Annotated in this window: 24 protein-coding genes and 2 tRNA genes; 11 read left to right on the top strand and 15 right to left on the bottom strand. The window is 63.3% G+C overall.

Annotated features, from left to right (window positions below):
* Positions 1-27: 27 nt before the first annotated feature.
* Positions 28-963 (bottom strand): lipid A biosynthesis lauroyl acyltransferase, encoded by a 936-nt coding sequence (locus IB234_RS22165; RefSeq protein WP_192322014.1) that lies wholly within the window; start codon positions 961-963, stop codon positions 28-30.
* 110 nt (positions 964-1,073) lie between these two features.
* Here IB234_RS22165 and minC point away from each other — a divergent pair, with 110 nt between their 5' ends.
* The 7 genes from minC to IB234_RS22130 all read left to right on the top strand — a co-directional run bounded on the left by minC (position 1,074) and on the right by IB234_RS22130 (position 6,149).
* Entirely contained in the window at positions 1,074-1,805 is a 732-nt protein-coding gene (gene minC / locus IB234_RS22160) for a septum site-determining protein MinC (protein ID WP_192322013.1), read from the top strand.
* A gap of 100 nt (positions 1,806-1,905) precedes the next feature.
* The gene (gene minD / locus IB234_RS22155; protein ID WP_192322012.1) at positions 1,906-2,718 is read left to right on the top strand and encodes a septum site-determining protein MinD; all 813 of its coding nucleotides are present in this window, start codon (positions 1,906-1,908) and stop codon (positions 2,716-2,718) included.
* Entirely contained in the window at positions 2,718-2,972 is a 255-nt protein-coding gene (gene minE, locus IB234_RS22150; RefSeq protein WP_192322011.1) for a cell division topological specificity factor MinE, read from the top strand. The genes minD and minE overlap by 1 nt, the downstream gene beginning before the upstream one ends.
* A gap of 56 nt (positions 2,973-3,028) precedes the next feature.
* Positions 3,029-3,664 (top strand): RluA family pseudouridine synthase, encoded by a 636-nt coding sequence (locus IB234_RS22145; RefSeq protein WP_192322010.1) that lies wholly within the window; start codon positions 3,029-3,031, stop codon positions 3,662-3,664.
* A 96-nt stretch (positions 3,665-3,760) separates the two neighbouring features.
* Positions 3,761-5,050: a M18 family aminopeptidase gene (locus IB234_RS22140; RefSeq protein ID WP_192322009.1), complete on the top strand. Its 1,290-nt coding sequence runs from the start codon at positions 3,761-3,763 to the stop codon at positions 5,048-5,050.
* Positions 5,050-5,703: an HAD family hydrolase gene (locus IB234_RS22135; protein WP_192322008.1), complete on the top strand. Its 654-nt coding sequence runs from the start codon at positions 5,050-5,052 to the stop codon at positions 5,701-5,703. Before IB234_RS22140 ends, IB234_RS22135 begins: the two co-directional genes overlap by 1 nt.
* Before the next feature lie 56 nt (positions 5,704-5,759).
* The gene (locus tag IB234_RS22130) at positions 5,760-6,149 is read left to right on the top strand and encodes an STY0301 family protein (protein ID WP_192322007.1); all 390 of its coding nucleotides are present in this window, start codon (positions 5,760-5,762) and stop codon (positions 6,147-6,149) included.
* A gap of 4 nt (positions 6,150-6,153) precedes the next feature.
* Here IB234_RS22130 and IB234_RS22125 read toward each other — a convergent pair whose 3' ends face one another.
* Complete coding sequence (locus IB234_RS22125; protein WP_192322006.1) at positions 6,154-7,116, bottom strand: NAD(P)H-quinone oxidoreductase; 963 nt, start codon at positions 7,114-7,116, stop codon at positions 6,154-6,156.
* Positions 7,117-7,270: 154 nt separating this feature from the next.
* On the opposite strand from IB234_RS22125, the gene IB234_RS22120 reads away from it, so the two are divergent.
* Both IB234_RS22120 and IB234_RS22115 read left to right on the top strand, forming a co-directional pair.
* Complete coding sequence (locus IB234_RS22120) at positions 7,271-9,349, top strand: carboxy terminal-processing peptidase (protein ID WP_192322005.1); 2,079 nt, start codon at positions 7,271-7,273, stop codon at positions 9,347-9,349.
* 95 nt (positions 9,350-9,444) lie between these two features.
* Positions 9,445-11,205: a bifunctional diguanylate cyclase/phosphodiesterase gene (locus IB234_RS22115; protein ID WP_225580753.1), complete on the top strand. Its 1,761-nt coding sequence runs from the start codon at positions 9,445-9,447 to the stop codon at positions 11,203-11,205.
* On the opposite strand, the gene IB234_RS22110 is transcribed toward IB234_RS22115, so the two are convergent.
* The 7 genes from IB234_RS22110 to IB234_RS22080 form a co-directional block, all read right to left on the bottom strand.
* Positions 11,189-11,668 (bottom strand): sel1 repeat family protein, encoded by a 480-nt coding sequence (locus tag IB234_RS22110; protein WP_318652062.1) that lies wholly within the window; start codon positions 11,666-11,668, stop codon positions 11,189-11,191. The two genes, IB234_RS22115 and IB234_RS22110, sit on opposite strands and share 17 nt — an antisense overlap.
* A 4-nt stretch (positions 11,669-11,672) precedes the next feature.
* Positions 11,673-12,038, bottom strand: coding sequence for a hypothetical protein (locus IB234_RS22105; protein ID WP_192322003.1), 366 nt, complete (start codon positions 12,036-12,038; stop codon positions 11,673-11,675).
* Complete coding sequence (locus IB234_RS22100) at positions 12,035-12,355, bottom strand: helix-turn-helix domain-containing protein (protein WP_192322002.1); 321 nt, start codon at positions 12,353-12,355, stop codon at positions 12,035-12,037. The genes IB234_RS22105 and IB234_RS22100 overlap by 4 nt, the downstream gene beginning before the upstream one ends.
* Positions 12,356-12,586: 231 nt before the next feature.
* Positions 12,587-13,021, bottom strand: coding sequence for a DUF1232 domain-containing protein (locus tag IB234_RS22095; RefSeq protein ID WP_192322001.1), 435 nt, complete (start codon positions 13,019-13,021; stop codon positions 12,587-12,589).
* 353 nt (positions 13,022-13,374) lie between these two features.
* A complete protein-coding gene (locus IB234_RS22090) occupies positions 13,375-14,094 on the bottom strand; it encodes an FKBP-type peptidyl-prolyl cis-trans isomerase (RefSeq protein ID WP_192322000.1) in 720 nt (239 codons plus the stop codon).
* Between the two features lie 231 nt (positions 14,095-14,325).
* Positions 14,326-14,402: transfer RNA gene (locus IB234_RS22085), tRNA-Asp, on the bottom strand.
* A 20-nt stretch (positions 14,403-14,422) separates the two neighbouring features.
* Positions 14,423-14,498 (bottom strand) — tRNA-Val (locus tag IB234_RS22080).
* 159 nt (positions 14,499-14,657) lie between these two features.
* Between IB234_RS22080 and rdgC the strand changes: the two genes are divergently transcribed.
* Positions 14,658-15,578 carry a recombination-associated protein RdgC gene (rdgC, locus tag IB234_RS22075; protein WP_192321999.1) on the top strand — a complete coding sequence of 307 codons (921 nt, stop codon included), beginning with the start codon at positions 14,658-14,660 and terminating at the stop codon, positions 15,576-15,578.
* Between the two features lie 170 nt (positions 15,579-15,748).
* Positions 15,749-16,063 carry a quaternary ammonium compound efflux SMR transporter SugE gene (sugE, locus tag IB234_RS22070; RefSeq protein ID WP_192321998.1) on the top strand — a complete coding sequence of 105 codons (315 nt, stop codon included), beginning with the start codon at positions 15,749-15,751 and terminating at the stop codon, positions 16,061-16,063.
* Between the two features lie 54 nt (positions 16,064-16,117).
* On the opposite strand, the gene IB234_RS22065 is transcribed toward sugE, so the two are convergent.
* The 6 genes from IB234_RS22065 to IB234_RS22040 form a co-directional block, all read right to left on the bottom strand.
* Positions 16,118-17,989: an MFS transporter gene (locus IB234_RS22065; protein WP_192321997.1), complete on the bottom strand. Its 1,872-nt coding sequence runs from the start codon at positions 17,987-17,989 to the stop codon at positions 16,118-16,120.
* Between the two features lie 112 nt (positions 17,990-18,101).
* The gene (locus IB234_RS22060; protein WP_192321996.1) at positions 18,102-18,431 is read right to left on the bottom strand and encodes an AzlD domain-containing protein; all 330 of its coding nucleotides are present in this window, start codon (positions 18,429-18,431) and stop codon (positions 18,102-18,104) included.
* Positions 18,431-19,141 carry an AzlC family ABC transporter permease gene (locus IB234_RS22055; RefSeq protein ID WP_192321995.1) on the bottom strand — a complete coding sequence of 237 codons (711 nt, stop codon included), beginning with the start codon at positions 19,139-19,141 and terminating at the stop codon, positions 18,431-18,433. Before IB234_RS22055 ends, IB234_RS22060 begins: the two co-directional genes overlap by 1 nt.
* Positions 19,142-19,186: 45 nt before the next feature.
* On the bottom strand, positions 19,187-19,840 hold the full coding sequence (locus tag IB234_RS22050) for an alanyl-tRNA editing protein (RefSeq protein WP_192321994.1): 654 nt from the start codon (positions 19,838-19,840) through the stop codon (positions 19,187-19,189).
* 31 nt (positions 19,841-19,871) lie between these two features.
* Entirely contained in the window at positions 19,872-20,726 is an 855-nt protein-coding gene (locus IB234_RS22045) for an AraC family transcriptional regulator (RefSeq protein ID WP_192321993.1), read from the bottom strand.
* 4 nt (positions 20,727-20,730) lie between these two features.
* Entirely contained in the window at positions 20,731-21,300 is a 570-nt protein-coding gene (locus tag IB234_RS22040; RefSeq protein WP_192321992.1) for a GNAT family N-acetyltransferase, read from the bottom strand.
* Between the last annotated feature and the right edge of the window lie 157 nt (positions 21,301-21,457).

The raw sequence follows: 21,457 nt of genomic DNA, 5'->3' as shown, positions 1-21,457 counted from the left end.
CATTTTTTCAGCGAGTATAGGGGGGCACTACTTCCTGCGCTTGCGGTATAGCCGCGGCTCGCCCTCAGGCCTGGTCTTGAAACGCCGGTGCGCCCACAGGTACTGCTCAGGGTGCTGGCTGACAGCCAGCTCAATCCACTGGTTGATACGCAGGCAATCGGCCTCCTCGCTCTCCCCGGGGAAATCCGATAGAGGCGGGTGGATCACCAGGCGATAGCCCGAGCCATCGGCCAGACGCTCCTGGGTGAAGGGCACCACCCGCGCTTTGCCCAGGCGAGCGAACTTGGTGGTAGCGGTAACGGTGGCGGCGGAAACGCCAAATAAAGGCACGAAGATGCTCTGCTTGCGGCCATAGTCCTGATCGGGTGCATACCAGATCGCGCGGCCGGCGCGCAGCACCTTGAGCATGGCACGAATATCCTCACGCTCGATGGCAGTGGCGTCTGGGTTATGACGCTCGCGACCGCGGCGCTGAACGTAGTCGAACAGCGGATTCTTGTGCTCACGGTACATGCCGTCGATGGTGTGGTGCTGCCCGAGCAATGCAGCACCGATCTCCAGCGTGGTGAAGTGCAGAGCCATGAGAATCACACCTTGCCCCTCCTGCTGTGCCTGCTGCAGATGCTCCAGCCCCTCGATATGCGCCAGCCTGGCCAATCGAGATCTGGGCCACCACCAGCTCATGGCCATCTCGAAGAAGGCGATACCGGTGGATGCGAAGTTCTCCCGTAGCAGTCGCTCACGCTCGGCCGCACTCATCTGCGGAAAGCACAGTTCCAGGTTACGCGCCGCGATGGCCGGACGCGCTCCAGCCGTGCGATACATCAGCGCGCCCAGGCCCCGTCCGAGCACCAGTTGCACCCGGTACGGCAACTGCACTACCAGCCAAAGCAGCCCCAGGCCCAGCCACAACAGCCAGAAGCGCGGGTGAAGGAAGTAGGCGCGAAATTGCGGGCGATCCATGGTGATTCCGGGCAGACGAGAAAGCCCGGCATTCTACAGAACTCCTCGCGGCTTGCGGCGCTGCGGCCTTCTCGTTATAAGTCGTGCCCATTCAACGCAGTGGGCAGACCATGAGCCAAGCCGACCTCCTCGACCAAGACCCCGTGTTCCAGCTCAAAGGCAGCATGCTCGCCATCACCGTGCTGGAACTGGCGCACAACGACCTGGAGCGCCTGGACCGGCAACTGGCCGAGAAAGTCGCCCAGGCCCCCAACTTCTTCCAGAACATCCCGCTGGTGCTCGCTCTGGACAAACTGCCGGAGGGCGAAGGCGAACTCGACCTGGGCAAGCTGATGGAAGTCTGCCGCGAGCACGGCCTGCGCACCCTGGCCATTCGCGCTAGCCGCGCAGACGATATCGCCGCCGCCGAGGCTCTGGACATCCCCGTGCTGCCGCCCTCGGGGGCGCGCGAAAAGCTGGTCGAGCCTGTGGAGGCGCGCAAGAAGGAAGTGAAACCGGTCGAGCCGCAGTACAAGCCGACCAGGATCATCACCTCGCCAGTACGCGGTGGCCAGCAGATATACGCCCAGGGCGGAGATCTGGTAGTGATGGCTCCGGTCAGTGCCGGTGCGGAACTTCTCGCCGATGGCAATATCCATGTGTACGGCCCGCTGCGCGGACGCGCGCTGGCCGGCGTCAGGGGAGATGCCAAGGCGCGGATCTTCTGCCAGCAGATGGGAGCGGAAATGCTCTCGGTAGCCGGCCAGTACAAGACCGCCGAGGACCTGCGCCGCGACCCTCTGTGGGGCCAGTCGGTACAGGTCAGCCTGTCGGGTGACGTGTTGAACATCACCCGCCTTTAACGGATACTGCGGCCAATTTTCAGGGACCAAAAAAGGCATCCGGAAGCCAGCAGTGCGGCTCGGGAATGCCCGATTTTTCATATATTTGGGGTGAATCACCTTGGCCAAGATCCTCGTAGTCACTTCCGGCAAGGGCGGCGTGGGTAAAACCACCACCAGCGCCGCTATCGGCACCGGCCTCGCTCTGCGTGGCCACAAGACCGTCATCGTCGATTTCGACGTGGGCCTGCGTAACCTGGACCTGATCATGGGTTGCGAGCGCCGCGTGGTGTATGACTTCGTCAACGTGATCAACGGCGAAGCGACCCTGACCCAGGCCCTGATCAAGGACAAACGCCTGGAGAACCTCTACGTACTGGCCGCCAGCCAGACCCGCGACAAGGACGCCCTGACCAAGGAAGGCGTCGGTCGTGTGATCGACGAGCTGGCCCAGAACTTCGAATACGTCATCTGCGACTCCCCGGCCGGCATTGAGACCGGTGCCCACCTGGCCATGTATTTCGCCGATGAGGCGATCGTCGTGACCAACCCGGAAGTTTCCTCGGTACGCGACTCCGACCGCATGCTCGGCCTACTGGCCAGCAAGTCGCGCCGCGCCGAGCAAGGCCAAGAGCCGATCAAGGAACGCCTGCTGCTGACCCGCTACAACCCGGAGCGCGTGACCAAGGGCGAAATGCTGGGCGTGGAAGACGTCGAGGAAATCCTCGCCATCAACCTGCTGGGGGTCATCCCGGAGTCCCAGGCCGTACTGAAGGCCTCCAACCAGGGCGTACCGGTCATCCTCGACGATCAGAGCGACGCAGGCCAGGCCTACGGTGATGCCGTCGACCGCCTGTTGGGCAAGGACGTCCCCCACCGCTTCCTCGATGTGCAGAAGAAAGGACTCATGCAACGCCTGTTTGGAGCGCGCTAATGAACATTTTCGACTTCTTTCGTGAACGCAAGAAAGAAACCCCTGCGTCGATCGCGAAAGAGCGTCTGTCGATCATCGTCGCCCATGAGCGCGGCCAGCGCAGCCAGCCGGATTACCTGCCGGCCCTGCAGAAGGAACTGGTCGAGGTGATCCGCAAGTACGTCAAGATCGAGCAGGATCAGGTGCAGGTCGCGCTGGAAAACCAGGGCAGCTGCTCCATTCTGGAACTCAACATCACCCTGCCGGATCGCTGATCCATCCGTGGTGAGCGACGGCGGCCCTGGCCGCCGTTGTCATTTGTGGAACGCCCATGCCGCTGTCGAACATCGAGATTCTCCACCAGGACGCCGCCCTGCTGGTGATCAACAAGCCCACCCTGCTGCTCTCGGTGCCCGGCCGTGCGGAAGACAATCGCGACTGCCTGGTGACCCGCCTGCAGGAAAACGGCTACCCGGAAGCGCGCATCGTCCACCGCCTGGACTGGGAAACCAGCGGCATCATCGTCCTGGCCCGCGACGCCGACAGCCACCGCGAGCTGTCCCGCCAGTTCCACGACCGCGAGACCGAGAAGGCCTACACCGCGCTGTGCTGGGGCCAGCCGGAACTGGACAGCGGAAGCATCGACCTGCCCCTGCGTTATGACCCGCCGACCAAGCCGCGCCACGTGGTCGACCATGAACAGGGCAAGCACGCCCTGACCTTCTGGAAAGTGCTGGAGCGCTGTGGTGACTGGGCCCGCGTGGAACTGACACCTATCACCGGCCGCTCGCACCAACTGCGCGTCCACATGCTGTCCATCGGCCACCCGCTGCTCGGCGACGGCCTGTACGCCCACGAACAGGCCCTGGTCGCCTGGCCACGCCTGTGCCTGCATGCCAGCATGCTCAGCCTGACGCATCCACAGACCGGTGAGCGCCTACGCTTCGAGTGCCCGGCGCCATTCTGACGTGACCGTAGGGTGGATGGCGCCTATCCTTGGCAGCCTCCTGCCAATCCGCCAGCCGAATCCGATAAACTCGGCCATCGCTGTCTGGAGTCCGTTATGCGCGCTGAGTTGAATCAAGGCCTGATCGAGTTCCTCAAGGCCTCACCCACCCCCTTCCACGCCACCCGCAGCCTGACCCAACGCCTGCAAGCTGCCGGCTACAAGGCCCTGGACGAGCGTGAGCCCTGGCACACCGAGCCGGGCGGGCGTTACTACGTGACGCGCAACGACTCCTCGACCATCGCCTTCCGCCTCGGCCATCGAGCGCCACTGGACGGCGGCCTGCGCCTGGTCGGCGCGCATACCGATAGCCCCTGCCTGCGTGTCAAGCCGCAGCCGGAGCTGCAGCGCCAGGGCTTCTTCCAGCTCGGCGTGGAAGTCTACGGCGGCGCCCTGCTCGCCCCCTGGTTCGACCGCGATCTGTCGCTGGCCGGACGTGTGACCTTCCGCGAGGGTGGCAAGGTACAGAGCCAGCTGGTCGACTTCGAACAGCCGATCGCCGTGATTCCCAATCTGGCCATCCACCTCAACCGCGAGGCCAACCAGGGCTGGCCGATCAACCAGCAGAACGAGCTGCCGCCGATCCTCGCCCAGCTCTCCGGCGAAGAACGCGCCGACTTCCGCGCCCTGCTCGCCGACCGCCTGGCCAGCGAACACGGCATCGCTGCCGACGCGGTGCTGGACTACGAACTGAGCTTCTACGACACCCAGAGCGCCGCGGTAATCGGCCTCAACCAGGACTTCATCGCCGGCGCCCGTCTGGACAACCTGCTGTCCTGCTACGCCGGCCTGCAGGCGCTGCTGGAATCCGAGGGCGACGAGAGCTGCGTGCTGGTGTGCACCGACCACGAGGAAATCGGCTCCTGCTCGGCCTGCGGCGCCGATGGCCCATTCCTCGAACAAGTGCTGCGCCGTGTGCTGCCAGAGGGCGACGCATTCGTCCGCACCATCCAGAAGTCGCTCCTGATATCGGCCGACAACGCCCACGGCGTGCACCCCAACTATGCCGACAAGCACGACGCCAACCACGGCCCGAAGCTCAATGCTGGCCCGGTGATCAAGGTCAACAGCAACCAGCGCTACGCCACCAACAGCGAGACCGCCGGCTTCTTCCGCCATCTCTGTCTGGCTGAGGAAGTACCGGTACAGAGCTTCGTGGTGCGCAGCGACATGGGCTGCGGCTCGACCATCGGCCCGATCACCGCGAGCCAACTCGGGGTGCGTACCGTGGACATCGGTCTGCCGACCTTCGCCATGCACTCCATCCGCGAGCTGGCAGGCAGCCATGACCTGACGCACCTGGTAAAAGTGCTGAGTGCATTCTTCGCAAGCAGGGAACTAGCCTGATGGCCCTGGCAATTTTCGATCTCGACGAGACGCTGATCCACGGCGACTGCGCCTCGCTCTGGGCGAGGCACATGGCCGATATCCAGTGGGTAGACCGCGATTCCTTCGTGCCCCGCGAGCAGGAGCTGATGAGCCTCTACTCCCAGGGCGAGCTGGCAATGGAGGACTACATGGCTTTCACCCTGTCGCCCCTGGTAGGGCGCACCCAGGAAGAGGTCGAGTTCGTCGTCGCGCCCTTCGTCGAGGACGTGATCGAACCGATCATCTTCAGCGACGCGATGCGTTGCCTGGCCGCCCATCGCGCCGCTGGCGACCGGTTGCTGGTGGTCTCCGCGTCGGCTCACTTCCTGGTCAGCGCGATCGCCGATCGCCTGGGCATCGAGGAAGTACTGGCCATCGATTGTGAACAACAACACGGCTGTTACAGCGGCAACACCGTTGGCGTGCTGACATACCGCGAAGGCAAGGTCACTCGCCTGCAAAGCTGGCTGGAAGCCGAGGGCGAAACCCTGACCGGCGCGCACTTCTATTCGGACTCGTGCAACGACCTGCCGTTGTTGCTGCAAGTGCCCCATGCCCATGCGGTGAACCCCGACACTACTCTGCGCGCCCACGCCGAGCAGGCCAACTGGGAAATTCTGCACTGGCGCTGAGAATGCGGCATTCCAGCCGATTAAGCTGAGGCTCCACCTCCTGCTGGAATTCGCCGATGAGAGCCTTGCTGTTCAGTGCCTGCCTACTGTCGACCATGCCTCTGCTGGCACAGGACTTCGCCTGCCCCGCCAGCCCGCAAGCGGCCGGTGCTGGCTGGCATGCCTTCCCCGCAGGCTATGCCGATTCACCAACCCGCGAACGGGCCGAACGCATCGAGCTCTATGACGGCGATCCGCGCCAGGGCGCAACGTCGATTCCGGACGACCATAGCGGGCAGATCGGCGTGGCGCCGGTGGCCTGGACGCTCGCTGGTCAACCGCTGTTCATGGTCTGCACCTATGCCGGGATAGAGCAGCGCATGCTGCGTTCGCTGCCCGCAGGACTGACTCATTGCCAGGCCAACAACGAGTTCGAGGATATGCGCCTGCTGCTGGAGTGCCGCTAGCCGATCAGCTCAGGCTCTCATCAATCAGCAGCACCAGCTTGCCGGCCACCTGATTACTGGCCAGCTCGGCAAAGGCTGTCTCCGCATCCTTGCTCGCAAAACTACGCTCCAGCTGTGGTTTCAGCCGCCCCTCGGCGAACAGCGGCCACACATGATGTTGCAGCTCGGCCATCAGCTCCGCCTTGAAGCGATCATCGCGATTGCGCAGCGTCGAACCGGTCAGCTGGATGCGCTTGCCCAACAACAGCGCCATGTCCAACTGCGCCTTGCTGCCCCCCATCAGACCGATGCATACCCAGCGCCCGTCGCGCGCCAGCAACTGCAGGTTGAGCTCGGCATAGCTGGCTCCCACCGGATCGAGAATCGCGTCGAACGGGCCGAAATCACGCAGGCTCTCCAGAGCCTCGCCACGAATGGCGCCACCTTGGGCCCCCAGCCCCTCGCAATAGGCCAGGCGCTCGGCCGAACCGACACTGACCCAGCAGGGATTGCCAAAGGCCTTGCACAGCTGGATCGCCGCAGAACCCACACCGCTGGCGCCGGCATGTAACAACACCTTCTCGCCAGGTTTGAGTGCGGCCAACTGAAACAGATTGAGCCAGGCAGTGGCGTACACTTCGGGCAACGCCGCAGCCTCGGCCAGCGACAGACCATCGGGCACTGGTAGCGCATGACGCGCATCCACCACCACCTCCTCGGCCATGCCACCACCGGCCAGCAGCGCGCAGACGCGCTCGCCGACCTGCCACGAGCTACCGGCCCCCACTTCGGTGATCACTCCGGAACACTCCAGGCCGAGGATGTCGCTAGCCCCCGGAGGCGGCGGATAGTGCCCGGCCCGCTGCAGCAGATCGGCGCGGTTCAGTCCCGCTGCAGCCACGCGAATGCGGACCTGGCCCACATCGCAGGCGGGGGAAGGCCGCTCACCCCATTCCAACTGCCCTTCGATGCCTTGCAATGCCTTCATGCTGCCTCCATAGTGAGTGAGACCCCGGCATAGACAGCACGCGGCTTTGCGCCTGATGCCGGGCTTTTGCATTTTGCCGCCGGGATATGATGGAACCCGGCGCTCTACCAGACGGCCTAATATGCGTTATCACCTGCCTTCGCGTCGAACCAACATGCAGCGTTTCCTCCCCGCTACCGCCCTGGCCCTGCTTCTCGGCCTGAACGCCCTTCCTGCCGCCGCCAAGGCTGCCGCCGAGAACTGGGCATACCTGCAACCGGATCGTGAGCAGGTGATCGCCAGCCTCAATGTGGTCGAGTTGCTCAAGCGCCACCACTATAACAAGCCCCCACTCAACGACGAGCGCTCGGCGAAGATCTACGAGGGCTACCTGAAGATGCTCGACCCGGCACGCAGCTACTTCACCGCCGCCGACATCGCGCAGTTCGATCGTTGGAAGACCAAGTTCGACGACCTGCTCAAAGGTGGAGATCTGGAACCGGGCTTCATCATCTATCGCACCTACCTGCAACGCGCCGAAGAACGCCTGGACCAGGTAGAAGCCATGCTTGAGGGCGGTGTCGACAAAATCGACTTCAGCCTCGACGAGAGCCTGCTGGTGGACCGCGAGAAGGCAGCATGGGCCAAGGATCGGAACGAACTGGATGACCTCTGGCGCAAGCGCGTGAAAGACGAAGTGCTGCGCCTTAAGATCGCCGGTAAGGAACCGAAGGATATTCAGGAGCTGCTGCTCAAGCGCTACAAGAATCAGCGCAAGCGCCTCGAACAGACTCGTGGCGAGGATGTCTTCCAGGCCTACATCAATGCTTTCGCCCAGACCTACGATCCGCATACCAATTATCTCTCCCCGGATAACGCGGAGAACTTCGACATCAACATGAGCCTGTCGCTGGAAGGCATCGGCGCCGTGCTGCAGACCGATAGCGAATACGTCAAGGTGGTACGCCTGGTGCCGGCCGGACCAGCCGAGAAGAGCAAGCAGATCTCTCCTGCCGACAAGATTGTCGGCGTGGCCCAGGGCGACAAGGAAATGGTCGACGTGATCGGCTGGCGCCTGGACGAAGTGGTCAAGCTGATCCGCGGTCCCAAGGGCTCCAAGGTACGCCTGGAAGTGATCCCGGCCGCCAACGCGCCCAGCGATCAGACCAGCAAGGTGGTCACCATCGTTCGCGAAGCCGTGAAGCTGGAGGAGCAGGCCGCGCAGAAATCCGTGCTCAAGCTGCAGCACGAAGGCCGCGAGTACAAGCTCGGAGTGATCAAGGTTCCAGCCTTCTATCTGGACTTCAAGGCCTACCGCGCTCAAGACCCCAACTACAAGAGCACTACTCGCGATGTGAAGCGCCTGCTGGGAGAGCTGAAGAACGAGAAGGTCGACGGCGTGGTCATCGACCTGCGCGACAACGGCGGCGGCTCGCTGCAAGAGGCTACCGAACTGACCGGTCTGTTCATCGACCGGGGGCCAACCGTGCTGGTACGCAACAGCGACGGTCGTGTCGACATCCTGGCCGACGAAGAGCCGGGAGTGTTCTACGACGGCCCCATGGCCGTTCTGGTGGATCGCCTCTCGGCTTCCGCCTCGGAGATCTTCGCCGGCGCCATGCAGGACTACCACCGCGCACTGATCCTCGGCGGACAGACCTTCGGCAAGGGTACTGTGCAGACCATCCAGCCGCTCAACCATGGCGAGCTGAAGCTGACCCTGGCCAAGTTCTATCGCGTCTCCGGGCAGAGCACCCAGCACCAGGGCGTGCTGCCGGATATCGCCTACCCGGACATCGTCGATACCAAGCAGATTGGCGAAAGCGCTTTGCCTGAAGCCATGCCTTGGGACAGCATCAAGCCGGCGGTGAATCCTGACAGCAATCCCTACAAGCCCTTCCTGGCCGAGCTGAAATCCCGCCACGAATCGCGCACGGCGGAAAACCCCGACTTTGTCTTCACGCGTGAGCGCCTGGCCCTGGCTCAGAAGCTGATGGCCGAGACCAGTGTCAGCCTCAATGAGCAGGCACGTCGCGCTCAGCATGCCGACATCGAGGCCAAGCAGCTGGCGCTGGAAAATGCCAAGCGCAAGGCCAAGGGCGAGGAACTGCTTAAGGAGATCAAGGATGAAGAGGAAGATGCACCGGCAGTCGAGCCGGAGAAAACCAAGCCGGAAGACGACGCCTATCTGACGGAGAGCGGCCACATCCTGCTCGACTACCTTGGCCTGGAATCCACGGTGGCCAAGCAGTAACGCCGGCATGTAATCAAACAGTCACTGTTCTGTCGTGAAATAAGGGGCCGGTAGCAATACCGGCCCTTTTCTTTATGGCAACCCGAGACACCCCCATGACCGTCACCGAGCAGTTGAGCGCGCTGGAATCCATCCTTGCTCACGGCGACCTTCACAGCCTGTTCCAGCCTATCGTCAGCCTTTCGGAACGACGTATCCTCGGCTACGAGGCGCTGACCAGAGGCCCGTCCAACAGCTCGCTACACGCCCCCATCGCCCTGTTCACGGTAGCGCGCAATGTCGGCCGCCTGAGCGAGCTGGAACTGCTGGCACGCAAGAGTGCCTGTCGCCGCTTCAGCAACCTGCAACTGGGCGGCAAACTATTCCTCAACGTGTCACCGGAGTCGCTGCTGGAATCCAGTCATCAGCCAGGACGCACCCTGCGACTGCTGCAGGAATTTGGCATCGCGCCGGACAGGGTGGTGATCGAGCTGACCGAACAGGCACCGATCGACGACTTCCAGCTACTCGACACCGCACTGCACCACTATCGTGCCATGGGTTTTTCCATCGCTCTGGACGATCTCGGCGCCGGTTACTCCAGCCTGCGACTGTGGTCCGAACTGCGTCCAGACTACGTGAAGATCGACCGCCACTTCATCGACGGCATCCACCAGGACGCGGTAAAGCGTGAATTCGTCGACTCCATCCTGAAGATGGCCAAGGCCTCGCGGGCCCAGGTCATCGCCGAGGGTATCGAGCTGGTGGAAGAACTGGCGACCCTGACCGAGATGGGCGTCGATCTGGTCCAGGGCTACCTGCTCTGCCGTCCACAGGAGCAGCCGCCGCGGGATGCCCAGAAACTGCTACCACGCCTGGATAGCCTCGCACCCGCATTAGGGGAAGACAGCGGCGACCTCTCGGCACTGCTCAACGAACAGCCGGCTGTCGATCAGCACATCCCAATCGCCGAGGTACTGGAGGCCTTCCGCGCCCAAGCCAACCTCAACTCGCTGGCGGTATTGGACGAACAGCAGCAACCGGTTGGTATCGTCCACCGCCACTCGCTGTCCGACGCGCTGCTCAAGCCCTTCGCTACCGACCTGTTTGCACGTAAGCCGATCAGTCGCCTGATGATCAGTGACTTCCTCGCCGTCGACATCGGCCAGTCGCTGCAGCAGGTCAGCCGGCTGCTGACCAGCCGCGCACGCCAACGCATGGAAGAAGACTTCATCATCACCCAGCAGGGCCGCTACCGAGGACTGGGCCGGGTGATCGACGTACTCAAGCTGATCACCGAACTGAAGATCCAGCAGGCCCGGCACGCCAACCCTCTGACCCTGCTGCCAGGTAACGTCCCCATCCAGCAGTGCCTGGGCCGTCTGCTGCAACAGAGCCGCGAGGCAGTGGTGTGCTATGTGGATATCGACAGCTTCAAGCCGTTCAACGACCTGTACGGTTATGCCCGAGGCGACGAGGTATTGCTGTGCCTGGCCCAGTGTCTGAATGAGCGCGTCGATCCCAGCCGCGACTTCGTTGGCCACATCGGTGGCGACGACTTCCTGCTGGTACTGGGTCCGGGCAACTGGCGCGAGCGACTCAACCAATTATTGGAAGACTTTCAGGCCCAATGCCGACGCTTCTACCGCGAGGAGCACCTGCAGGCCGGCTGTTTCGTCAGCCACAATCGCCAGGGCAATCGCGAGGAGTTTCCACTGCTGTCATTGTCCATCGGCGTGGTGCACCTGCATCCACAGAGTTGCTCGAACCTGGACGCCAGCCAGCTCGCCGGCCTGGCCTCAGAGGCCAAGCGCCACGCCAAGGCCGTCCCCGGTTACAGCCTGCACATCCTCGACACCCTCAGCCTTTCGGCCTGAAGCCGAGGGTCTCAGCACTTCTGAAGAAGCGCTCGGCCAAAGAGGCATCTGGCGTCAGGTTGGGGCCTCCGTCGAGATAGAGCTGGCCAAGACGTTGCGCCGCCAGCGGATGGCCCAGCTCGGCGGCCCTCACCCACCAACGCGCCGCCGCAGATGCATCGGCCGGATGACGGCTATCGCCAGCCAGGCATTGCACACCGACCTGATAGGCGGCCTTGCCATCACCACCCTCGGCAGCCAGGCGCAGCAGGCGCAGGCCCTCCTCACGTGCACCGAAGCCCTGGCCGCGAAACAGCAGGATATGGCCGTAGAAGCTTTGCGCCGGCACATGGTCCTGCGCAGCCATACGGGAGAACTGACCTTCCATCCACGCCCAGGCGCGTGGCTGTCGCATCACCCAGCGCCAGTGAAACAGACGACGCGCTATCCAGTATCCGATGCCCGCCCTCAGGCGCCAGAGAATCACCTCAGGGCTCCTCGGGGTAACTGAATTCGAAGACGCGTGCTACTTCGGCGGCGTGCCAGGAAGCGGCGGCAATACCATCGGATGGGCCGGAGAACCTTCCCAGCCGCGCCACACATTCGAAGAAGCCGGTGCGAGGTAGGCGACTGGCACCCTGGCTGATAACCAGAGCACTACGCAGTGGCCGGTCGGCACGGGCGTCGAGGGCAGCCAGATGCTCCAGTGCGGCGGTCAGGGTCTGCATGGCTGGCGTCGGCAGTTGCAGACGCTCAACCAGAGCGCGATACGTCAGCAGGTGGCGTTGACGGCGGGCTTCCTCCAACTCGCCAAGCAAGGCCTGCCAGTGTTGCCGGTGGATACGCACGCTCAAGACGACTTCTCCCAGTCGCCCACTTCCAGCACACGCGCCAGAGAGCGCAGGATCGCCCCATCGGGCTCACGCTCACCGGTTTCAATCAGGTTCAGGTAATGCGGGCTGATGCCCACTGCACGCGCCAGGTCGGCCTGGGAGAGCGCCTTGGCCTCGCGCAGATTGGCAATCTGGTCGAGCCGGAGATCGGCTACTGGCGCCTCTAGCGCCGGGGCGACGCTGCCTTGGCCAGCGGCCGTCAGCAGGGCCTGGTATTCGGCCCAGGGCAGCACGGCGTACTCCGCTTCGCCGTCGCGCATGATCACTTGCACACTCATTACAGCTCTCCGTGGAAAGCAGTGCCGAAACGCTCGGCACTTCCCTTGCAGGCGCCCATATTAACAGCCCGGCTACGCCAAGAGCGTGACCCATACTGACCTGGCAGACAAGAGTCCGAGGAGACAAGCCGAGCATTGATCATGTCGCCAATGCGTCAAATCCGATAGACGAAGCAGGAGTAGCACAGCACTCCAGATAGGCCGCTGATACGCCACCAGAGCTCATGCTGCTCAGACAGGTCGCCGCTCATGCGCAGGCGGCAGTGCCTCCACCCGCTGCAGCACCTCCGGTACCTGTGCATCGCGCCATACGCGATAGGCCTGCAGCTCGTCCTCCCAGGTTCGCAGTACCCAGGCCAGCACCGCCAGATCATCCAGCAGCCCTACTCCCAGCAGCCAGTCCGGCACCATATCCAACGGCATCAGGAAGTACACCAGTGCGGCAACCACGGCGACCAGCGCCTGGCTACCGATGGCACGGTACTCGCCACGCCACCAGGCCGCGCACAGCCCCTGCAGCAAGCGCAGATCACCTCGCAACCGAGTGAAACGTGCACCACTTTCGCCCTTTCGGGTCACTGCCAGCAGCAAGGCAGGCAGCCGACCACGAGCCAAGACACGCTGAGCCAGTCTGAAGTAACGCGCAGAATTGAAGGGTGGATTCATGACCAATCTCCGCGATGTCGCGCGCCTACTGGGCTGCGCCTGGTTATCCACCGGATCTGTGGATAACCCTGTGAACAGATGTTTGATGATTCCTTCAAACGCCCGCACCACGGGCCCTCTCCACAGATCGGGCAAAATTTGCTCACGACCAAAAATCAATATAAATCATGCAGTTACGATATGAGCATTGCTCGTGAAACACGTAACGCGACTTACTGGGCCGGTAACCGGCGCAATGTGCATAACCGTAACACCACTATCGCCTGCACTTCCCTTTCAGACCGGTAGGTCGATCGCCGGTTCTACAAATGAAAACGCCCCGGCTAGCGGGGCGTTCTCTCGAAGCGGAACTGTTACTGGGCAGCACCAGCAGCAGCCGGATCCTTGATGGCGAGCAGTTCCAGCTCGAACACCAGTACCGAGTTGGCCGGGATGGCCGGGCTCGGGCTCTGAGCGCCATAGGCCAGTTCGCTGGGGATGTACAGCTTGTACTTCTCGCCCACGTGCATCAGTTGCAGACCTTCGACCCAACCCGGGATCACGCCGCTGACTGGCAGATCGATGGGGCTGCCACGCTCGATGGAGCTGTCGAACACGCTGCCGTCGGTCAGCTTGCCTTCGTAGTGAACAGTGACCACGTCGGAGGCTTTCGGTTGAGCGCCTTCGGCTTTCTTGATCACTTCGTATTGCAGGCCGGAAGCAGTGGTGACCACGCCTTCCTTCTTGCCGTTGTCCTCAAGGAATTTCTTGCCGGCCTGAGCCGACTCTTCGTTGAGCTTGGCCATACGCTCTTCAGCGCGCTTCTGCAGGAAGGCGAAGGCTTCTGCCAACTCCTCGTCTTTCAGTTTCTGCTCTTTCTTGCCAATGGCGTCCTCGATACCCATGGCCACAGCCTGGGAATCCAGATCGGCCAGACCTTCCTGAGACAGGCTCTTGCCCATGTTCAGGCCAATGCCGTAGGAGGCCTTCTGCGCCGGAGTCTTGAGTTCCACTTCGCTGCTGGTCTGAGCGTCGCAACCAGCCAGTACCAGACCGACCAGGGCAACCGCCGCAGCAAGACGATGTTGTTTCATGCTTGTTCCTTGTAGAGGCCACGAGGGGCAGAAAGAGAGCGCCGAGCTTAGCAGCCCGCACCGAACACTGGCTACGGCACAGTAGGAACGGGAAAAAGCGGATAAGTTCATCGACCACGGACTGGGTCGAGCAGCTTCATACGGGCGCCAACGAAATCGCGGGCAAAAAAAAACGACCTTTCGGTCGTTTTCTTCAAGTCTCGGTCTTCAGTCTAACCAAGGCTTTATATATGGCGCAGCGGACGGGACTCGAACCCGCGACCCCCGGCGTGACAGGCCGGTATTCTAACCGACTGAACTACCGCTGCGCGTAACCTCTTGAGCGAGATGGTGGGTGATGACGGGATCGAACCGCCGACCCTCTGCTTGTAAGGCAGATGCTCTCCCGGCTGAGCTAATCACCCTTCACTCTCGAAGTGGTGCGCATTCTAGGGATGCCCCTTTACCTTGGCAAGCCTTTTTTGAAAAAAATTTTCGAGCAGTTCCAAAGGCTTAGCTTCGGGTTGGCCAATCGAGGCCGGCAGAGAATAATGCGTGCTTCGTGTTCAAGGAGTGTCTCCCCCATGTGGTTCCGCAACCTGCTTGTTTATCGCCTGACCCAGGACGTGCCCTTCGACGCCGAAGCCCTGGAAGCGGCACTGGCCGCCAAGGCTGCGCGCCCCTGCGCCAGTCAGGAGCTGACCACCTACGGTTTCATGGCGCCGTTCGGCAAGGGTGGCGATGCACCGCTGGTGCACCTCAGCGGTGACTTCCTGCTGATCTCCGCGCGCAAGGAAGAGCGCATCCTGCCCGGCAGCGTGGTACGCGATGCCCTGAAGGACAAGGTCGACGAGATCGAGGCGCAGCAGATGCGCAAGGTCTACAAGAAGGAACGCGACCAGCTCAAGGACGAGATCGTCATGAGCTTCCTGCCGCGCGCCTTCATCCGTCGTTCCACCACCTTCGCCGCCATCGCGCCCAAGCTCGGACTGATCCTGGTCGATAGCGCCAGCGCGAAGAAGGCCGAAGACCTGCTCTCCACCCTGCGCGAGGCCATCGGCTCGCTGCCGGTACGCCCGCTCAATGTGAAGATGGCACCGACTGCCACCCTCACCGACTGGGTCAAGACCCAGGCCGCGGCGCCAGACTTCTTCGTGCTCGACGAGTGCGAGCTGCGTGACACCAGCGAAGACGGTGGCGTAGTCCGCTGCAAGCGCCAGGATCTGACCAGCGAAGAAATTCAGCTGCACCTGTCCTCCGGCAAGCTGGTTACCCAGCTGTCTCTGGCCTGGCAGGACAAGCTGTCGTTCGTGCTGGACGACAAGCTGACGGTCAAGCGCCTGCGCTTCGAGGACCTGCTGCAGGACCAGGCAGCCCAGGATGGCGGTGAAGATGCACTGGGCCAGCTGGATGCCAGCTTCACCCTGATGATGCTGACCTTCACCGACTTCCTGCCGGCACTGTTCGAAGCTCTCGGCGGCGAAGAGATTCCGGAAGGCATCTGACCCTTCGGACAACTGTCGCAACAACTGCACAAGGCCCGCCCGTCCTCTCGGGCTTGCCCTGTGCAGGCCACTGTGCAAAATAGCGAACGACGCGAGGACGACCTCGCGACTCCTTTTGAGTGACCATCCGGGACGGCCCGTCGCCTTTTCAGCAGTACGGAGCTACCACCATGTCCTGGATCATCCTGTTCTTCGCCGGCCTGTTCGAGGTCTGCTGGGCCATCGGCCTCAAGTACACCGACGGCTTCACTCGTCCACTTCCCACCGTGCTTACCGTTGGTGCCATGATCGTCAGCCTGACGCTGCTCGGCCTAGCCATGAAGGAGTTGCCGCTCGGCACCGCCTATGCCATCTGGACCGGCGTCGGCGCAGTCGGCACGGTGATCGCCGGCATCCTGCTGTTCGGTGAATCCATGGCGCTGATGCGCCTGGGCAGCGTGGCGCTGATCGTCATCGGCCTGGTCGGCCTCAAGCTCAGCCACTGAGCCGCCCCCATGAAAAAGCCCGCCAATCGGCGGGCTTTTTTGTTGGCATCGAGCTTAGCGCTGATCGCCGCGCAGCAGAGATACCTGTTCCTGCAGCACCAGCCGCCCGGTGTCCGCCGGCAGCGCCGCACCGGCGACTATGTTGACCCGCGACCAGAAGCGCTTGAACAGGCCCTTGTGTGGCGCACGGCTGAAGAAGCTGCCCCACAGCCCCTGCAGCGCCAGCGGAATCACCGGCACCGGGTTGGCGGCAAGGATGCGCTCGACCCCGGCCTTGAACTCGTCGATATCGCCGCTGGTGGTCAGTTTGCCCTCGGGGAAGATGCACACCACCTCGCCCTCGGCCAGGTACTGGGCGATACGGGCGAAGGCCCGCTCGAACACTTCCGGGTCCTCGTTGCGCCCGGCAATCGGCACGGTGCCGGCGGTGCGGAAGATGAAGTTGAGCACCGGCAGATTGTAGATCTTGTAGTACATGACGAAGCGCACCGGCCGCCGCACCGCGCCACCGATCAGCAGCGCATCGACGAAGGACACGTGGTTGCACACCAGCACCGCCGCGCCCTCCTCCGGGATCACCTGCAGGTTCTGATGCTGCACCCGGTACATCGAGTGGCTGAGCATCCAGATAAGGAAGCGCATGGTGAACTCGGGGACGATCTTGAAGATGTAGGCGTTGACCGCCAGGTTCATCAGCGAGATGGCCAGGAACAGCTGCGGGATGCTCAGCTTGGCCACGCTGAGGAAGAGGATCGACACCAGCGCCGCCGCCACCATGAACAGCGCGTTGAGGATGTTGTTGGCGGCGATCACCCGCGCCCGCTCATGCTCCTCGGTGCGCGACTGGATCAGCGCATACAGTGGCACTATGTAGAAGCCACCGAACACACCCAGACCAAGGATCGAGGCCAGCACCCACCAGGCCTCGCTCATCTGCAGCAGACCCAGCCAATCGTGCGCCGTGGCCGCCTGCGGGAAGCTGCTGGAGGTGGCCCACAGCAGGATGCCGAACAGCGACAGGCCGAACGACCCGAACGGCACCAGGCCGATCTCCACCTTGTGCCCACTCATGCGCTCGCAGAGCATCGAACCGAGCGCGATGCCGACCGAGAACACGGTGAGGATCAACGTCACTACGCTCTCGTCGCCGTGCAGCAGATCCTTGGCGAAATTGGGGATCTGCGTCAGGTAGATCGCACCGAGGAACCAGAACCAGGAACTGCCGATCAGCGAGCGCGACACCGCCGGGCGCTGACCAAGGCCCAGGCGCATGATCTGCCAGGACTGACGGAAGATGTTCCAGTCCAGTTGCAACTGCGGCAGCACTGCGGCGAAGCGCGGAATACTGCGGCTGGCCAGATAACCGGCCACGGCGGTGGCAACGATGGCGACGCCCACCGCCACACGGTAGCCCTCACCGGACATCAGCAGGCCCGCACCGATGGTGCCGGCGAGGATGGCGAGGAAGGTGCCCATCTCCACCAGCGCGTTGCCGCCCACCAACTCCTGCTCGCGCAGGGCGGCAGGCAGGATCGAGTACTTCACCGGGCCGAACAGCGCCGAGTGGGTGCCCATGGCGAACAGCGCCAATAGCATCAGGTAGAGGTTGTCGAGCAGGAAGCCGGTGGCGCCGACTGCCATGATCACGATCTCGGCCAACTTGATCGCACGTATCAGCGCGTCCTTGGCGAACTTCTCGCCGAACTGGCCACCAAGGGCGGAGAACAGGAAGAACGGCAGGATGAACAGCAGCGCGCAGAGGTTGACCAGCAGATCGCGGTCGGCGCTGACGCTGAGCTTGAACAGGATGGCGAGGATCAGCGACTGCTTGAAGATGTTGTCGTTGAACGCGCCGAGCAGCTGGGTCACGAAGAACGGCAGGAAACGCCGGGTGCTGAGCAGGGCGAATTGCGAATTCTGGGTCATCGTCCTTGTACCTGTGAGAGGCCGAGTGGGCCGTCCTGCATTTGACAGCATCCTACCCCGACAAAGCCACACCCCACGTCGCACTCCGCTCTCTCCCTCCGGGAGAGGGGAATCAGATCGGCATCTGCCCCAGCCACCAGCGCAGCAGGAAGAACACCAGCAGGCCACCGCCGATGGTCGCCAGCAGATGGCGAGTCGCCGCCGCGATGGCGATGGTCACCAGACCTGCCAGCAGGTAGGCGTTGTCCAGGCTCAGCGCCCAGGTCTTGCCGTCCGGCAGCAGCATGCCGGGCACCACGATGGCGGTGAGCACCGCGGTGGGCACGTAGTGCAGGCCCTGGCGCACCAGCGGCGGGAAACGCAGATCGGGGAAGGCGAACAGGCTGTAGCGGGTGGCGAAGGTGATCGCCAGCATGCCGAGAATCAGGATCCAGTTTTCCATCAGAACACCTCGTCCTGCAGCAGGCGGTAGCGCCGTTCCAGCACCACGCCGACGACGATGCCGGCGAAGGCGGCGGCCATCAGGCCGAGTTTGTAGGGCAGCCCGTGGCAAGCCACTGCCACCCCGGCGGCGACCAGCGCCGCTGCTACCTGCGGCCGGTTGCTCAGCATGGGCACGACAATGCCGATGAAGGTGGCGAGCATGGCGAAGTCCAGGCCCCAGGCCGCGATGTTGGGCACCGCCTGGCCGAATACCAAGCCGATCAGGGTGCAGGCCAGCCAGTTGCTGTACATGGCCAGGCCGGCGCCGAGGAAGTACCAGTGCTTGTGCGGCGAAGCATCCGTCTCGGCATAGCGGTGCTGGACCACGGCGAAAGCCTCGTCGGTCAGCCAGAACGCCAGCGGCACGCGCCAGCGCTTGGGCAGATGACGGACGAAGGGCTGCAGCGTGGCGCTGTACAGGGCATGGCGCAGATTGACCACCAGAGTGGTCAGCCAGACCACGGCCAGGGTCGCGCCGCCGCCGAGCAGGCTGATGGCGATGAACTGCGCCGAGCCGGCGAACACCAGCACCGACATGCCGATGGTCTGCCAGGGCGTGAGGCCGGCGGCGCCGGCCAGGCTGCCATAGATGATGCCGAACGGCATGGCGCCGAGCAGCATCGGCAGCATGTCGCGAGCGCCCTGCAGGAATTCGTTATGACGGGACATGGTCTCTCCTAGAACCGTGCAGCTTACGCACCGGCCTTCCGGAGGTCATGAACGATCTTGCTCTTTCAGGAAAATCTCCACCCGCTCCTTGCCCTTGCCAGTGTTGCGCCGCCGCAGACGCAGACCACCCACCTCCCCGGTACCACGTGGATGGGTACCACCGCAGGCCATGCTGGCAAATCCTTCGACCTGCCAGTAGCGAGCCTGGATCTGCTGATCGGAATAGCCGCAGATGATGGGACGATTCTCGGCTACAAGCCGGGCGGTGGCGGCGTCCAGTTCGGGAAACAATCCGGCGATGCTGTCGTCCATCTCGAAATCGATGCGCGCCTTGTCCTCGGCGATATGCGCGCCGACTCTCCGGACACCCGGCCGTATCCGATAGATGAGCTGGAGCACCATTTCTGCAGCGAAGTGCAAACGCATCAGGCGATAGCGCCGCGGCCAGTCAATGACCACAGACACCACCTGGCCAGGCTGCAGCGCATGCTCAGGTGGCAGGCGATAGCGAATATCCATCCCATCCTTGCGCGCCTCCAGAACCTGGAAACCGGCCAGGGTTCCGGCATCGCTTTCCTGGCCGCCTGAAAATGCATAGAAGATGGTCGACCGCAGTCCCACCTCATCACCCTCGACCCAGGCCACCTGAGTGTCCAGGCGCGTCAGATAAGGATCTTGCCAGAACAGCTTGCAAGTCATGGCTCGTGCTCCTCGATGCAGGAGCTACAGGCTAGTCAGCGCTGCGAGTGGCGGTCTTGAACGATCTTGCGCTGGCGTCCCGGTATGCCCCGGGCGCGACGCCATAGCTCTGCTTGAACTGCCGACTCAGATGGCTCTGGTCAGAGAAGCCCAACTGCATGGCCACCTGCAGCGGTGCGCAGCCGGAGCGCAGCAGCGCCCGCGCCTGCTCCAGGCGCCGCTGCTTGAGCCAGGCATGCGGTGGCAGACCGGTGGCGCGGCGGAACACGCGGGCGAAGTGAAAGGGCGAGAGATTCACCATTGCGGCCAGCTCCTCCAGTGACGGTGGCTCACTCAGGCGCGAGGCCAACAGCTCCTTGGCCAGGGCCACGGCCCGGGGCTCGCGGCCGGGCTCTGCCGGCTGAGATATCCGCGCATGGCGCTGGAACAGCAGCAGGATCGCCTCGCGCCAGGCGATCTGTTGCTGCAAGGCCTCAGCGTCGCTGTCGAGCAGGCGGTGGAGGTGGCCGAAGGCCTGGTGCAGATCGACGTCCTGCAACACGCTGATACCGAACGACGGCATGCCGCCACTGGCCAGACCCAACTCCGCCAGCACGCCCTGAACCTGTGCCGGTGCCGGGTAGAAGGCGCGGTACCACCAACCTTGCTCGTGGGCCTTGGAGCCAGTGTGCACCTCGTCCGGGTTGATCAGCACCATGCTGCCGACGGGCGCCAGGTGGTCGCTGCCGCGGTGACGGAAGCGCTGAGCGCCGCCCTCGATCACGGTAAACACGAAGCCCTCGTGCACATGCGGGGCGAAGCGCTGTTCGATGTAACGCGCATGCAGCAACTCGACGCCTGTCAGCGCCTGACTCTCCCAGAAGCGGGTTTGCTCGCCCCCCGCCATGTCATCAAGCGCCGAAGCGCGCCTCCAGGTCGATCTTGACCTGCGGCCATTCGCTGTCGGTGATGCTGTACATCACAGTGTGATCGAGGCGACCGTCGGCCAGGCGTCGATGATTGCGCAGCAACCCTTCGCGCTGGGCGCCGAGCTTTTCGATGGCGCGCTGCGAGCGCAGGTTGCTGGCCGCGGTCTTCAGCTGTACACGCACCAGCTGCCACTCCTCGAAGGCGTGGCGCAGCATCAGGTACTTGATCATGCGATTGAGGCCGGTGCCGTGCTGGCGGGCATCAAGCCAGGTCGCGCCAATCTCGGCAGCCGGCAGCACCGGGTTGAAGTCGAAGAAGCTGGTGGTGCCGACCAGCTCGCCGGCCAGGCGGATGGCAAAGACCACCTCGCGGCCCTCGCGCTGTTCGGCCAGGGCCGCACGGTACCAGTCCGGGCGCGTGGTGCCGCTCATGTACTGCTGCGACTCACGGTTGGCATCGGCCAACTCCAGCAGGCCCGGCAGATCGCTCTCGGTCAGCGGATCGAGGCGCAGGGCGCCCTGCTGCAGGGCGACAGGTTGAGGCTTGAACATGACGCGAACTCCGGTAAAGCGACCACGGCCGGCCACGCTAGCAGGGGCACGGGCGCCGCTCAAGCAGCTTGCGACCTTGGTCGGCCTGACGATTGCGCCGCCGCGTGCGAGACTAAACCCATAATCGATGGTCTTGCTGACCATGCCCCACACGCGG

The sequence above is a fragment of the Pseudomonas sp. PDM16 genome (genome assembly GCF_014851865.1).
In the GTDB taxonomy this organism is placed as follows: domain Bacteria; phylum Pseudomonadota; class Gammaproteobacteria; order Pseudomonadales; family Pseudomonadaceae; genus Aquipseudomonas.
Note: the sequence above shows the minus strand (reverse complement) of the source record. Positions and strands in the feature narration are given on the sequence as shown.

Excerpts from the sequence above, each read along its gene's own strand:
- IB234_RS22165 (WP_192322014.1), bottom strand. The coding sequence starts at position 963 with ATGGATCGCCCGCAATTTCGCGCCTACTTCCTTCACCCGCGCTTCTGG.
- minC (WP_192322013.1), top strand. The coding sequence starts at position 1,074 with ATGAGCCAAGCCGACCTCCTCGACCAAGACCCCGTGTTCCAGCTCAAA.
- minE (WP_192322011.1), top strand. The coding sequence starts at position 2,718 with ATGAACATTTTCGACTTCTTTCGTGAACGCAAGAAAGAAACCCCTGCG.
- IB234_RS22145 (WP_192322010.1), top strand. The coding sequence starts at position 3,029 with ATGCCGCTGTCGAACATCGAGATTCTCCACCAGGACGCCGCCCTGCTG.
- IB234_RS22140 (WP_192322009.1), top strand. The coding sequence starts at position 3,761 with ATGCGCGCTGAGTTGAATCAAGGCCTGATCGAGTTCCTCAAGGCCTCA.
- IB234_RS22135 (WP_192322008.1), top strand. The coding sequence starts at position 5,050 with ATGGCCCTGGCAATTTTCGATCTCGACGAGACGCTGATCCACGGCGAC.
- IB234_RS22130 (WP_192322007.1), top strand. The coding sequence starts at position 5,760 with ATGAGAGCCTTGCTGTTCAGTGCCTGCCTACTGTCGACCATGCCTCTG.
- IB234_RS22125 (WP_192322006.1), bottom strand. The coding sequence starts at position 7,116 with ATGAAGGCATTGCAAGGCATCGAAGGGCAGTTGGAATGGGGTGAGCGG.
- IB234_RS22120 (WP_192322005.1), top strand. The coding sequence starts at position 7,271 with ATGCAGCGTTTCCTCCCCGCTACCGCCCTGGCCCTGCTTCTCGGCCTG.
- IB234_RS22115 (WP_225580753.1), top strand. The coding sequence starts at position 9,445 with ATGACCGTCACCGAGCAGTTGAGCGCGCTGGAATCCATCCTTGCTCAC.
- IB234_RS22100 (WP_192322002.1), bottom strand. The coding sequence starts at position 12,355 with ATGAGTGTGCAAGTGATCATGCGCGACGGCGAAGCGGAGTACGCCGTG.
- IB234_RS22095 (WP_192322001.1), bottom strand. The coding sequence starts at position 13,021 with ATGAATCCACCCTTCAATTCTGCGCGTTACTTCAGACTGGCTCAGCGT.
- IB234_RS22090 (WP_192322000.1), bottom strand. The coding sequence starts at position 14,094 with ATGAAACAACATCGTCTTGCTGCGGCGGTTGCCCTGGTCGGTCTGGTA.
- rdgC (WP_192321999.1), top strand. The coding sequence starts at position 14,658 with ATGTGGTTCCGCAACCTGCTTGTTTATCGCCTGACCCAGGACGTGCCC.
- sugE (WP_192321998.1), top strand. The coding sequence starts at position 15,749 with ATGTCCTGGATCATCCTGTTCTTCGCCGGCCTGTTCGAGGTCTGCTGG.
- IB234_RS22065 (WP_192321997.1), bottom strand. The coding sequence starts at position 17,989 with ATGACCCAGAATTCGCAATTCGCCCTGCTCAGCACCCGGCGTTTCCTG.
- IB234_RS22060 (WP_192321996.1), bottom strand. The coding sequence starts at position 18,431 with ATGGAAAACTGGATCCTGATTCTCGGCATGCTGGCGATCACCTTCGCC.
- IB234_RS22055 (WP_192321995.1), bottom strand. The coding sequence starts at position 19,141 with ATGTCCCGTCATAACGAATTCCTGCAGGGCGCTCGCGACATGCTGCCG.
- IB234_RS22050 (WP_192321994.1), bottom strand. The coding sequence starts at position 19,840 with ATGACTTGCAAGCTGTTCTGGCAAGATCCTTATCTGACGCGCCTGGAC.
- IB234_RS22045 (WP_192321993.1), bottom strand. The coding sequence starts at position 20,726 with ATGGCGGGGGGCGAGCAAACCCGCTTCTGGGAGAGTCAGGCGCTGACA.
- IB234_RS22040 (WP_192321992.1), bottom strand. The coding sequence starts at position 21,300 with ATGTTCAAGCCTCAACCTGTCGCCCTGCAGCAGGGCGCCCTGCGCCTC.